The following is a 13,706-nucleotide window of genomic DNA, read 5'->3' on the forward strand; positions in this document are numbered from 1 at the left end:
TCCTCGGACTAAACTGTCAGCGCTGAATCATAAAAGAGTTAATTCTTTTTCCAATTCACGATGTAATACTTCTCCCATACGCTTTATCCTTCAATAATTTTCTCGTTAGACATATTTGAGTAATTTAAACGTAATGTATTTTTTTGTGTACCATTAGGAAAAAATGGAGTTCCAGGAACACAAGCAACGTTATTTTTTAGACACTCTGTAAATATATGTGCTGAATCAATGCCCTCAGGGAGCTCAACCCAAATAAATAAACCACCTTCCGGCTTACTATAAGACAAGTTCTTTGGGAAAAATTCTTCAATACTGCGCATCATGTCTGTACATTTTGTTTTATATACTGCTTTGATTTTTTTAATGTGCTCTTCCATATCGTAAATTTCCATATACTTAGCTGTAATTCTTTGAGCAAGGCTGTCCGTGTGTAAGTCAGCTGTTTGCTTAAAAGCAACATACTTTTCAATGAAAGATTCATCTGCACAAATCCATCCAAGTCGAAGACCGGGAGTGAAAATTTTAGAGAATGTGCTTATATAAATTACTCTATTCTCTGTGTCAAAATGTTTCACAGGGGGGAGTTCCTCTCCAGCAAATCTTACAGCTTCATAGGGATTATCCTCCACAATCAGTACATCATATTGATTAGCAAGCTCAATCATTCTTTTTCGCCTTTCGAGTTTTAATGTGCGACCTGTAGGGTTTTGGAAATCTGGAATAGTATAGATGAATTTGGTGTCAGGATGATTATTCAGCTTTTTCTCTAGCTCTTCTATAACCATTCCATCATCATCCATAACTACTTCAACAAATTTGGCATCGTATGACTTGAATGCGTTGATTGCTGCAAGATAGGTTGGGCTTTCACAAATAATGGTATCTCCCTCATTGATAAATAATCTTCCAGTAAGGTCGATTGCTTGCTGGGACCCTGATGTGATGAGAACATTTTCAATAGTAGAGTTGATCCCAATACCTTTCATTCTGTGACTAATAGCTTCTCTTAAAGGAATATATCCTTCAGTCGTACCATATTGAAGAGAAGCCGCACCTTCTTCATCCAATACGGCATTGCAAGCAATCTTAAGATTTTCTACAGGAAACAACTCTGGAGCTGGCAGGCCTCCTGCAAAAGAGATGACTTCTGGTCTTTCTGTTACTTTTAATATTTCACGTGTCTCAGAAGATTTTACTAAACGGGCTCTCTCCGCAAATTTATTTTTCATCAATAGTCATTCCTTTTTTTATTTTTTGAAATTGAATTTTAAAAGTTTAATAGGCTATCTTTACTCTAGCTGAATTTTGAATTTTCAGTCATTTTAATGTGGTTAGACCTTACTATGATTGATACCTGCCCAAAAAACAAATGGAATAAGCAGTAATGAAAGCACAGCACCAGCAATTGATAGGGTTGCATAACTAGAATGTGCTACAACCATTCCAGATAAGCCTCCTCCTAATGCTCCTGACAAAGCAATCAAAACATCTACAGAACCCTGCGTCTTAGCCCGAGTGGATGGAGGAGTTGCATCTACAAGGATTGCTGTGCCACTAATTAAACCAAAATTCCAGCCAAGCCCAAGTAAAGCAAGTGCTGTAATGAGAACCACGATCGAATCAGCAGGTCCCATAGCAGCTAGAATGCCAGAAGCAAGTAACGTAATGGCAGAAGCAATGGCCATAACAGCACGGCCAATTTTATCAACAAGAAAACCAGTTACTAAAGAAGGCAAAAACATAGCACCTATGTGAAACCCAATGACAAGTCCCACTTCATTCAATCCATGTCCATGGTGTCCCATATGTATGGGGGTCATCGTCATAATTGCCGTCATTACAAATTGAGTTAGAACCATTACTGAAGCTCCTGCAAAAATTCCTCGCCTGTTTATCGATAACAAATTAGAATTTTCCTCTAAAAGTGAATTGCTGGTTGTTCTTTGAGCATCTGATATTGCTTTTGCAACAATAAAGGGATCAGGAAGAAGTAAAATTAAGAGTACCAAACCAGCAAGTATATAAGCTGCGGCAGCTAATATAAATGGACCAGCTAAAGCAGGAATTCCCATGGATATCGCAAATTCACCCATTACATCCACCAGGTTTGGACCTGCAACAGCACCGAATGTGGTGGAAACCATGGCCATACTAATAGCCTTTGCCCTTTGAGTTGAGTTTACCAAGTCAGTTCCTGCGTAGCGTGCTTGAAGGTTTGTAGCTGATCCAGCCCCATAGATAAGCAGTGAAATAAATAAAAGTAGAATGCTATTTGCTAATGCTGAAATGACTACTCCAATGGCACCGATACCCCCGGCCAAAAATCCTGCAGCAAGTCCAGAACGACGTCCAAATCGCTGAGATAGCCGTCCAACAATTAGTGCAGCCCCTGCTGACCCTAAAGTAAATAAACCCGAAGGAAGGCCAGCAAATGCATCCGTGCCAAGCATTTGTTGTGCAAGAAGTGCACCCACTGTTATTCCTGCTGCAAGTCCCGCACCGCCAAAAATTTGGGATATGACAACAACCATTAATGTTCTTTTATATAATTGTTGTTGTTTTTCTGAAGAACTAATGTAACCTTGTAACCTAGCCGATCGGACCTCTAACTCTTTTACACGATCTTTATGTAACATAACAACCTCCATTTCTAGAATGCTAATTCCATTTAACATAATCCTCCAACTAGATTTGAATCATCGTATCACGCACAAAAAAACCATACAATAATATAATTGTATGGCGAACAATATTACGTCAAATCGTTTAGTAAACGTTCAAGGATAATCAATCCTCGCTCAAGCTCTTCAAGCGTTTCCGGTGCACAGACAGAAACCCTTACAGCCCGCTCTGGACAACTATTTCCAACTACAAAACGTTCAGCTGCATAAACTTGTACCCCCTGCTTTGCAGCCAACGTTTCAAACTCAGCACCTGTAATCTTGCCTGGTAATAGCAACCAACGAAAGATGCCTGTTTCAGTGCCTAAACATGTATAGTTTGCCAAATAACGATTTAGGACTTGGTTTCTGCGAAAAGCTTGTTCCCGATGACTCTCAATTAAGACTTCAAATTGATTCGATACAATCGTACGTGCTGACAGTTCTGCTAATAACGGCGAAACCGATATATTTAAATTATAAAGTGCCTTTGAAATCGGCTCCTTGTATTGACTCGGAACGGCTACATAGGCTAGTCGTAATCCTGGTGCTATTGATTTCGATAAACTCGCAATATAGATAACCTGTTCCGGTGCAAATGATGCAACTGCTGGCAGTGGTTTTAATGTTGTGAAGATGATACGTCGCATCTTCAATAATGAACTGGTTATACTTTTTGGCAATTGCTGCAATCATTTTTCGATTCTCGACAGACATACAGTGAGCTGTCGGATTATGATAATCCGGAATTAAGTAAATGCCTTTAATATTGTCATTTTTACACGCATATTCAAAGGCAGTCGGACTCATTTCATGGTTCTCTGATTTTATCGGTACTATTTGCACACTAAGCATCGCTGCCACAGTTTTTAAGCCCGGGTAAGTATGATGATCAACACCAATACGATCTCCAGGCTGACAAAGACTCGCCAGTGTGGCTGCAATCGCATTTTGACCGCCATTTGCAAATAATATGTGATCAACTGTTGTTTCAAACCCACCCCTTTGGATTAGCTTGATAGCTGCATCCTTTTGCCACCGGCTTTCTCCAGAACGACCATAACCAAACCATTTTTCATAATCTGTCTCTTGCAGCATATTCTTCAGTTGGAGTAGCAGTGGCTCGTATGAAGCACTATCTGGCAGGGTGGCTCCCATTTCAATCAAATGACTGGGCTTTATATCGTCAAGCAAATAAGCATTCGATAACGCATCATACGATACAAATGTGCCACTTCCAACAGTTGCACTTATCAAGCCCTTTAATTCACACACTTTAAATGCTTTTGAAATGGTACTCAAATTCAAATCTAAATAATCGGCAAGTTCTCGCTGTGGAGGAAGTTTTGTTCCAGGTAATAAAACTCCGTTTAAAATATCCTGTTCCAATTGCCCTGCTAGTGCTTGATAGATAGGCTTTTCAGTTTTATCAATCGATGGCTTCCAGCTCATCGGATAGTTTTCAAAAGAATTAATCGGCATGATACGCATCCTTTTTCATACAATTATATGATTGTGCCATTTATAAAACAATTATAGTTTTTTATATTATGCCCTTTAGCGGATATCCGAGTGGCAATTGATTTCACTTAATTGTCCTCAAAAGTAGCGGGTCTTATTTTTTAACAACTATATTATTCCTTCCAACCTTGAGGATGATCAATGGAGACGGCGAAAAAAACTGTCTACGAAAAATCCTGGAAAGGTATTTAGTATATAGATTTCTCGTAGGCCAAGTTTCTATAAAATTCGAAAAGCCCATCCTCAGCTGGATGGGCTTTTCGAATTTTATAATTAACCATAGAGAAAGTCTATATCACGATTTGTGAGAAGGTATAATCTATAATATGGTAAAAACCAACTTTTCAATATCGTTAGTAAAGATCTGAGTTTGTTTAAATTCAAAAATGAATTATGGGCATTTCGATGAATCCCCTATAGAAAGGCATTATTTGCGAATAAAATTCATTTATGAATTGACTGATGTTAATAATAAGCGACTTTACATTAAATTGGGACTTGGCATGCAAGTTGCATAATAATAGTTATAAATCAAACATGCACGATATGAAATTCGTTTATGTGCGGGGGGATAAATGGTGCGAAAAACTATAAATAAACCATGGGAGCAATGGTATGTTGAAAGAATGAAATCTATGAAGCTACCGGAAATATCCGTCTATTCACTGCTTGATATAACAGCGAGTAAGTTTCCACACCATACAGCCATCATTTATGAAGACCAGTCCATGGATTATAAGAATCTAAAAATGCAGGTAGACAAACTTGCAGGTAAATGGAGAGAAATGGGCTTTGTTAAAGGTGAACGGATTGGACTGATGATGGCCAACCACCCTTATTTCATAATCAGTTATTATGCTGCCCAGGCACTGGGTCTGTTGGTTGTACAAATTAATCCCATGTATAAACCGCGGGAACTATTGCAAATATTAATAGACTCGGATACCAAGAAAATTGTATTTGACCAAACGGCCGCAAATACAATCGAAGAAACGAAAGCGATATATGAATTTGATGTATGCATTGATACGGAAAATGATCAAAATGGCTCCAATTCCCTTAAAACGATGATTGATACCGGGGATGCGATTAAGAAGCCCGAAGTGATAAACCCGCATGAAGATACGGCAGTCATTCAATATACGGGCGGCACCACTGGGAAGATGAAGGGTGTCATGCTTACTCACCATAATTTAACCTCCAATGTCGTGCAGAGCTTTGAAATGTATGGAGATTCCCTGAAACCTGGCGAAGAAATCGTTTTGGCAGCTACGCCTCTTTACCATGTTTATGCCATGACAAGTGCAATGAATCTAGGTATCTATATTGGAGCTGCCATCCTCTTATTTCCTAAATTCGAACTTGAAGATGTACTTGCAAAAATAAAAATGTACCGTCCGACTTTCTTTCCAGGAGTTCCAAAGATGTATAACGCTTTCGTCAATCATCCAGGAATTGAAAACTATGGACTGAATTGTTTAAAAAGTTGTTCTTGTGGATCGGCGCCCCTGCCGGTTGAAGTAATAAAGCGATTTGAGGGGCTGACCGGTGCCAAAATCGGAGAGGGTTTCGGTTTGTCTGAGGCTTCACCTTCCACTCATCGTAATCCGCCTTTCGGAAAAAGGAAAATAGGAAGCATTGGCATCCCTTTTCCAGGCACGGATTGTATGATCATTGACGATGAAAATAATGAAGTGCCTAACACATGCGTCGGGGAGTTGCTCATAAAAGGCCCGCAAATCATGAAGGGTTATTGGAATAACGAAGCCGAAACCAAAAAGGCCTTACAGAATGATTGGCTATATACTGGCGATCTTGCTGTGATGGATGACGAAGGATATTTCTATATCGTCGGCAGGAAAAAAGAAATGATCATCGTCGGCGGATTCAATATTTACCCGCAGGAGGTAGAAGGGGTTCTGTATGAACATCCGTCCATTAAAGAGGCAGCTGTGGTTGGCATCCCACATAAAGAAAAAGGAGAAATAGTGAAAGCATTCATCGTACCTAAAGAAAGCGCTTCCGTTGATCTTGAAGAAATAGAAGGATATTGCTATTCCCAATTGACGCCTTATAAAGTACCAAAAGTATTTGAATTAAGAAAAGAACTTCCGCGTAATACAGTGGGTAAACTATTAAAAAGATTGTTAGTTAAAGAGGAATTAGAGAAGGATTGAAAGTGGATTTCAACCATCTAAGTTGAACCTTACGTTGGTTGGTATGCCATTGTAGACAAATAAAGAAGAGGAGGGATTCATATGCGTTGGGTTGTTCTCATTCTATTATTCTTTGGAGCCGTCATCAATTTTGCAGATAAATCGATCGTGGGCCTCGCAGCCGTTCCCATCATGAAGGAATTCAATCTTACCTATGCAGAGTGGGGTCTTGTTGGAAGCAGTTATTATTGGCTTTACCCAGTAACAGGGATTTTTGGGGCAGCATGGGCTGATCGGCTGGGGGCTAAAAAAGTGCTGGGGTTCATCATGCTGACATGGACCGTTTTGCAATTCGGCGTTTTAGCCATCACCGCTCTTCCGTTATTAATTCTATACAGGATTTTACTTGGCGCATTCGAAGGGCCTTATAGCCCAATTGCTTACAGCCATGCCGATAAGTGGTTTCCGCCGAAACTGAAAGGCTTTGCAAATTCGGTTGTTGTTGGCGGAGGGACCGTTGGTGCGATGATCGTGGCACCGATCCTCGTTTCCTTAATTACGATATTCGGCTGGAAGGTTGCCTTTGCAGCACTTGGTGCAGCAAGCCTTGTTTGGTTCTTCCTCTTCCAATTTTTAACAAAGGAAAATCCAGTTGAAGTATATGAAAACGTCCAAAAGAAAAAGAAACAAAAACTGGAAAAAATAAAAGTGAAAGACTTTTTGCTGCTATTGGCCTCACCTACTGCTTTGTTTACTACACTAGCTTATTTTTCAACGTATATTTTAGTTGTTTGGTTTTCTGTTTGGCTCCCGATTTATTTAGTGGAAGCCGTTAAAATGACTCCAGGTCAAATGGGAACCAGCGTTGCGATAATCGGAGTCGTTTCCGTATGTATTTATATGGGGGTTTCGATGGCGTCCGATCATTTATTCAAGAAGAATCAGAATTGGCGATCATCAAGGGTATTCGTCGTTGCGGGCGCCATGATTCTTGGTGCATTGTTCTTTTCCTCAATCATGATATTTCAAAATCCAATCTGGGTGATAGTCGCCATGTGTTTAGCAAAGGGCCTTACATACGCCATTTTACCAATCGGACCAACGATCATGATCAATGAAATGCAGGAGCGGGGGGGATTGATGACAAGCATCTTAACATCATCAGGAAATCTAGCGGGCATTGTTGCACCTCTATTAACTGGCTATATCATAAGTCTAGCTGGAGGAAATCAACTATTGGGTTATAACCTATCGATATTGTTCATGGCCATCCTTGTCCTGGCTTTTGGCATCCTGTTTGCGATATTCGTTAAACCGGCCGGGAAACTTAAAAATAAAAGTTCTGATAATTTTGACCTTAAGTCCTCATAAGCAGGGTCGAACCTGCTTACATTCAATGAAACTAGTGAAGAGAAGGAATGCCTTCAAATAATGGAGTGAATAAAAGGAAAAGGAGCGGATGGGACATGAATAGAGAAGCCGTCATAGTTTCTGCAGTTCGAACAGCAATTGGAAAACAGGGAGGTGCACTTGCATCTGTTCCTGCCCACGTATTTGGAGCAGAAGTGATGAAAGAAGCCTTGAAACGAGCGAATGTAGAACCTCGTATGGTAAATGATGTAATCATGGGGAATGTGTTAAGCGGGGGTGGAAACATTGCCAGGTTAACTGCACTGGAAACGGGCCTCTCGATTCATCTTCCGGGACTGACTGTCGACCGTCAATGCGGCTCGGGAATAAATGCTGTCAACTTGGCTGCACAAGCGATCCGTGCTGGCGAAGGTGATGTCTATATCGCCGGTGGGGTCGAGAGCATGAGCAGGGCGCCATACTTGATGGACCGACCGGAAAAACCATACAGTGCAAAGCCGCCGCAGTTCAGAAAGTCCAGGTTGTCCCCTAAAGAGATTGGCGATCCCCCGATGGGAATCACGGCTGAAAACTTAGCGGGAAAATATGAGGTCAGCAGGGAAGAACAAGATGCCTTTGCTCTACAAAGCCAAAAAAATATGGCCAGAGCCGTGGAAGAGGGCCGGTTCAATGAACAAATTGTGCCTATCCACATTCCCGTCAGAAAAGGTGACGATATCGAATTTAATTTGGATGAACATCCACGACCGCAAATAACGAAAGAAGGGCTAGCCAAATTATCGCCTGCGTTTCTGGAAGGCGGGTCCGTGACTGCAGGCAATAGTTCGGGATTGAATGATGCCGCATCAGCATTGGTCATCATGTCGAGGGAAAAAGCGGTGGAATTGGGGATTAAACCTTTAGCGACGATCAGGGCACAGGCAGTTGCAGGGGTAGATCCAAATTATATGGGAATAGGACCTGTTCCCGCTATAAGGAAGGTAATGGAGAAATCAGGACTTTCCTTAAATGAAATGGACATCATTGAGATTAATGAAGCATTCGCCGCTCAAGTGATTGCTTGTAATCGGGAGCTTGATATGAATCTAGCAAAAGTGAATGTGAACGGGGGAGCCATTGCACATGGACACCCACTAGGTGCGACGGGTGCCATCCTCATTACGAAAGCGGTTCATGAATTGAAGCGTTCTGCCGGAAGGTTCGCCCTTATTACAGCTTGCATTGGGGGCGGACAGGGAATTGCTACGATAATTGAACGTGAAGCCTGATTTTACATGTGTGTTTACAAAAAAAACAATGAATTTAGCACAGTATTCAGACCTAAATGCCCTACTTGTCGATGGCTACTATACATGAACAGTACTAAGGAGGAATAAACTCATGACAATCACTTTAACCAAGGAAATGCAGCAAATGAAGGAAATGATCCGTAATTTTGTTGAAAGGGAAGTGGAGCCCTTCGCCATACAAATTGAAGAAGAAGATGCCATCCCGGGGCATTTGGTGGAAAAAGCGAAAGACCTTGGCTTATTCGGGATAAGCATTCCCGAGCAATACGGTGGAATTGGCTTAAATGCGGTGGGAAAGGCTACCGTTTTAGAGCAGTTAGGAAGGACCCATAATGGTTTCGTTTCATTAATAAGCGCTCACACCGGGATTGGTAGTACAGGTCTGGTTAAGCTGGCATCCGAACATTTGAAAAATAAATACTTGCCTGAAATGGCAGCAGGCACGAAAATTGGCGCCTTTGCTTTATCTGAACCCGGAGCGGGATCGGATGCAACCAATTTGGCAACGAGTGCAGAAAAGAAGGGTGATTACTGGGTGATGAACGGTACGAAACATTTCATCACGAATGGGCCGATAGCTGATGTTTATACCGTATTCGCTTTAACGGATAAAGATAAAGGGGCAAAGGGAGGGATTACCGCTTTTTTAGTGGAAAGAGACTTTCCTGGTTTGACTGTCGGCAAAAAGGACAAAAAAATGGGATTAAGAGGATCATATACCTCACAGGTCATTTTTGAAGATTGTATCATACCTGAAGAAAATGTAATCGGCGAAGTTGGAATGGGATATATTTCTGCACTTAAAATTTTAGGTGAAGGGCGAGTAGGATTGGCTGCAAGAGCAGTGGGTTCAAGTGGGAAATTAATTGAATTATCAGCCAAATATGCCAAAGAACGCATCCAATTCGGTAAACCGATCGCTGACAACCAAGCGATTCAATGGATGCTTGCTGATATGGCAACCGAAACGGAAGCCGCAAGAGCATTGACGATGATGGCGGCACAAAAGATTGATGAAGGAAAAAAAGTGATCAAGGAAGCTTCAATGGCAAAACTGTTCGCTTCTGACGTTTTTAATCGGGTGGCGGATAAAGCGGTACAAATTCATGGCGGGATGGGATATATGGCTGAATATCCAGTAGAACGTTTTTATCGGGATGCCCGCATAACGAAGATCTATGAAGGAACGAATGAAATCCAACGTTTAATCATTGCAAGAAATGTCTTGGAAGAGTGCTGAATGTTTACTGTTTTATTCGGGCAGGTAGTCTTTTGCCCAAGTATCCGGAATTTCAAGGGGGAGGAACGAAATGGGAGAAGATATCGTGATCGTGAGTGCTGTACGAACACCAATTGGTAGGTACGGTGGAGCATTTAAAGAGATTAGTTCCGGTCATTTGGCTAGCATTGCCATTAAAGAAGCGATCAAGCGGGCAAATATTGCAGCGGAACAAGTGGATGAAGTCATTTTCGGGGAGGTTAGGCAAACGACCGAATCCTCGAATGTCGCGAGGGTGGCAGCATTGCGATCAGGGATTCCCGATTCTGCACCGGCTTTTACGGTAAACCGGTTATGTGCATCTGGAATGCAAGCCATCACCTCAGCAGCACAGCAGATAAGCTCAGGTCAAGCAAATATAGTCGTTGCCGGGGGTACGGAAAGCATGAGCCGGGCACCGCTTTATTTAAGAAGTGCCCGTTTTGGGGGAGACCGGACCCAACTAGTTGATTCTAATACTGAAGCTGGGCAGCAGCCTCAAGAAATTTATGGAAAAAGTTTGGGGATGGGAATCACCGCTGAAAATGTCGCACAGCGATACAACATTTCCAGGGAAGAACAAGATGCCTTTTCAGTGGAAAGTCAACGAAGAGCGGCGCAAGCGTTAAAAGAAGGAAAGTTCAAGGATGAAATCGTTCCTGTCCAGGTCTCTGACAGGAAGAGTACGGTTACCGTTGAAACGGATGAATATCCACGCCCGGATACCACAATGGAAAAGCTTGCAAGCTTAAAACCGGCATTCAGGGAAAACGGAACCGTCACTGCAGGGAATGCCTGTGGCCGAAATGACGGGGCAGCTGCATTGGTGTTAATGAAGGCCAGTGAAGCGGAACGGTTGCAAGTACAGCCGATCGCAAAGATCGTCGATTGGGCGACTGCCGGAGTTTCTCCTGAAGTGATGGGAATTGGTCCAGTACCAGCCGTTGGAAAACTTATGGAGCGCACCGGGAAAAAAGTTGAAGAAATTGGGCTTTTCGAATTAAATGAAGCGTTCGCTTCACAGGCATTGGCAGTAATCAGGGATTTATCGCTGGATGAAAACAAGGTGAATGTAAACGGAGGCGCCATTGCACTTGGGCACCCAGTCGGATCGACGGGTGCAAGGATCGTGACAACGCTAATACATGAACTGATTCGCAGGAAAGAAAGATATGGAGTTGCTACACTTTGTGTAGGCGGCGGCCAGGGAATGGCAATCATGATTGAAACGATATAGTCCAACGATAAAGGAGCGGAAACCCCATACGTTTCTGCTCCTTTCCGTATATAATTTGAATCGCGCATAAGTGAGGGGGAGGAAGATTGCCTGTTGAAGTGGAGGATATTCGGAATCAATTCGAAAGTAGTGCATTCTTTTCACATATTGGGTTTGAAATCATTCGGTTTGAAGAAGGGAATGTAATAATAAAGCTAAACATTGAAGAACATTTACTTAATGTCAATGGAACACTGCACGGGGGCATTCATGCCACCATGCTGGATACCATTCTAGGAATGGTGACTCGTTCCGTTACCAAATCTAAAGTCGTGACGACAAGTTTAACAGTACATTATTTAGCCAGCATATCAAGCGGGGAACTATTTGCGGAAGCAAAAGTCCTGCAAAAAGGATACAAAATTGCCTTTACTGAAGGAGAAATAAAAGATGCTGAAGGCAACATCATTGCTAAGGGCACAGGAATTTTTAAAATCATTCGCGATAAATGAGGTAAGGATGATCAAATTGGCTGACAAGTGGCTATGCTCCATTTTAATAGTAAAAAATGAGGTGTGAAAAAATTGACTAGAGCTTGGCATCGATTTTATCCGAAAGAAACCCCAGCAGAAATTGACATTCCAGTATTGTCCTTATATGGACTCCTTAACGTTCAGCCCGACTTTACCCAACCTGCAAGGCCGTAATAGATGGGGATCGGGAAATGACATATATGGAATTAAAGGATGCCGCAGATCGTTTTGCTGTGAATTTAGACAACCGTGGATTTCAAAAAGACGATCGTATAGCATTCATGCTGCCAAATTGTCTAGAATATATCATTGCCTATTATGCCACCCATCGTTTGGGAGGTATGGTCGTTCAAGTGAACCCACTGTATAAGTCGAGTGAATTGGACTATATATTACGGGATTCCGGAGCCAATTGGTTCATTGGGCGGGAGATACAACGGGAAATATTAGCGCTAACAAGTTTTTCTGAAAGGTTAACGTTCATATCTGCCGAGCAATTAATGGAAACTGGAACGGATTTATCAAGGAAAGATAAGGAACTTCCTGTTCTGGACATCGATCCAAAGGAAGCTGTGGCTGTTCTTCAATATACAGGGGGAACTACAGGGAAATCAAAAGGGGTCATGCTCACGCATTTTAATTTGATCTCGAATGTATTTCAAGATTTTGCTTTCACGGCTAATGCCCTTCAACTCCAAAGTCCTGGCGAACGGATGCTTGGATTGACCCCATTATTCCATGTCTTTGGTAATGGACGATTGAATAGTGCCATATATGCCGGATCAACTTATATCACATTAGAGAAATTTGAAATAGATAAGGTGGTAGATTTGATTCGAACACATCGGCCAACCATTTTTCCTGGTGTCCCGACCATGTATATTGCTTTATTGAATCACCCGGATTTGACGGCGGACGATTTATGCTGCTTTAAGTACTGCAGCTGTGGTTCTGCGCCGCTCCCGATAGAAATCACTCAACAGTTCGAAAAAAAATTACAGGTTACAATATTAGAAGGATTTGGGATGTCGGAAACTTCCCCCACTACCCACCGTAATCCAGTCATAGGACAGAAAAAACAAGGAAGTATCGGAATTCCATACCCAAATACCGATGCTAAAATCGTCGATTTGAAAACAGGCGTTGATGAATTGCCAGCAGGAGAAAGAGGCGAACTGATCATTAAAGGTCCGCAAGTAATGAAGGGATATTGGGAAAATCCAGAGGAAACGGCAACAGCTTTGCGGGATGGATGGCTTTACACTGGGGATATCGCGACGATGGATGAAGAGGGATATTTTTATATTGTAGGCAGGAAGAAAGATATGATCATTGCAAGCGGTTATAATGTTTATCCAATTGAAGTCGAGGATATTATTTATCAGCATCCAGCCGTGAAAGAGACATGTGTATATGGAGTACCGGATTCATACCGTGGGGAAACGATAAAAGCGGCCATAGTTTTAAAGAAAGGCAAGTCAGTCACGGAGCAGGAAATAAAGGAGTTTTGCATGCAACGATTGGCCAGATATAAAGTGCCGCGAAGTTTTGAGTTCAGGGAGCAACTTCCAAAATCAGCTGTCGGGAAAATATTGCGCAGAATATTAATGGAGGAAGCACAGAGCCCTACTGCCGGGGGGAGATAAGCATATCAGTTATCGTAAGGGAGCTCAGATGAAACCCTAAATAAGGGAAACCTTTA

The 13,706-nt window shown here is 42.0% G+C and carries 9 protein-coding genes and 1 pseudogene; 7 read left to right on the plus strand and 3 right to left on the minus strand.

The genetic code is table 11. The annotated features are described in order from the left end of the window. Window positions 1-83: 83 nt before the first annotated feature. The 3 genes and pseudogenes from MHB45_RS07430 to MHB45_RS07440 form a co-directional block, all read right to left on the minus strand. Complete coding sequence (locus tag MHB45_RS07430) at window positions 84-1,229, minus strand: aminotransferase-like domain-containing protein (RefSeq protein ID WP_237766603.1); 1,146 nt, start codon at window positions 1,227-1,229, stop codon at window positions 84-86. Between the two features lie 102 nt (window positions 1,230-1,331). After that, window positions 1,332-2,636 carry an MFS transporter gene (locus MHB45_RS07435; RefSeq protein WP_048686037.1) on the minus strand — a complete coding sequence of 435 codons (1,305 nt, stop codon included), beginning with the start codon at window positions 2,634-2,636 and terminating at the stop codon, window positions 1,332-1,334. A gap of 116 nt (window positions 2,637-2,752) precedes the next feature. Further along, window positions 2,753-4,142: pseudogene (locus MHB45_RS07440) on the minus strand (aminotransferase-like domain-containing protein). A gap of 617 nt (window positions 4,143-4,759) precedes the next feature. Between MHB45_RS07440 and MHB45_RS07445 the strand changes: the two are divergent. The 7 genes from MHB45_RS07445 to MHB45_RS07475 all read left to right on the plus strand — a co-directional run bounded on the left by MHB45_RS07445 (window position 4,760) and on the right by MHB45_RS07475 (window position 13,650). Beyond that, window positions 4,760-6,358: a long-chain-fatty-acid--CoA ligase gene (locus MHB45_RS07445; RefSeq protein WP_081088575.1), complete on the plus strand. Its 1,599-nt coding sequence runs from the start codon at window positions 4,760-4,762 to the stop codon at window positions 6,356-6,358. Window positions 6,359-6,439: 81 nt separating this feature from the next. Further along, window positions 6,440-7,708 carry an MFS transporter gene (locus tag MHB45_RS07450; RefSeq protein ID WP_048686008.1) on the plus strand — a complete coding sequence of 423 codons (1,269 nt, stop codon included), beginning with the start codon at window positions 6,440-6,442 and terminating at the stop codon, window positions 7,706-7,708. Window positions 7,709-7,803: 95 nt separating this feature from the next. Further along, on the plus strand, window positions 7,804-8,976 hold the full coding sequence (locus tag MHB45_RS07455; protein WP_072273772.1) for a thiolase family protein: 1,173 nt from the start codon (window positions 7,804-7,806) through the stop codon (window positions 8,974-8,976). A gap of 112 nt (window positions 8,977-9,088) precedes the next feature. Beyond that, the gene (locus MHB45_RS07460) at window positions 9,089-10,237 is read left to right on the plus strand and encodes an acyl-CoA dehydrogenase family protein (protein WP_072272816.1); all 1,149 of its coding nucleotides are present in this window, start codon (window positions 9,089-9,091) and stop codon (window positions 10,235-10,237) included. Window positions 10,238-10,307: 70 nt separating this feature from the next. After that, window positions 10,308-11,492: a thiolase family protein gene (locus MHB45_RS07465; protein WP_072272817.1), complete on the plus strand. Its 1,185-nt coding sequence runs from the start codon at window positions 10,308-10,310 to the stop codon at window positions 11,490-11,492. Window positions 11,493-11,578: 86 nt separating this feature from the next. Then, window positions 11,579-11,983, plus strand: coding sequence for a PaaI family thioesterase (locus MHB45_RS07470; RefSeq protein WP_048686014.1), 405 nt, complete (start codon window positions 11,579-11,581; stop codon window positions 11,981-11,983). A 212-nt stretch (window positions 11,984-12,195) separates the two neighbouring features. Further along, window positions 12,196-13,650 carry a long-chain-fatty-acid--CoA ligase gene (locus MHB45_RS07475; protein ID WP_340907593.1) on the plus strand — a complete coding sequence of 485 codons (1,455 nt, stop codon included), beginning with the start codon at window positions 12,196-12,198 and terminating at the stop codon, window positions 13,648-13,650. Window positions 13,651-13,706: the final 56 nt, after the last annotated feature.

The organism is Peribacillus sp. FSL K6-5616 (assembly GCF_038008245.1).
GTDB classification, from domain to species: domain Bacteria; phylum Bacillota; class Bacilli; order Bacillales; family DSM-1321; genus Peribacillus; species Peribacillus frigoritolerans.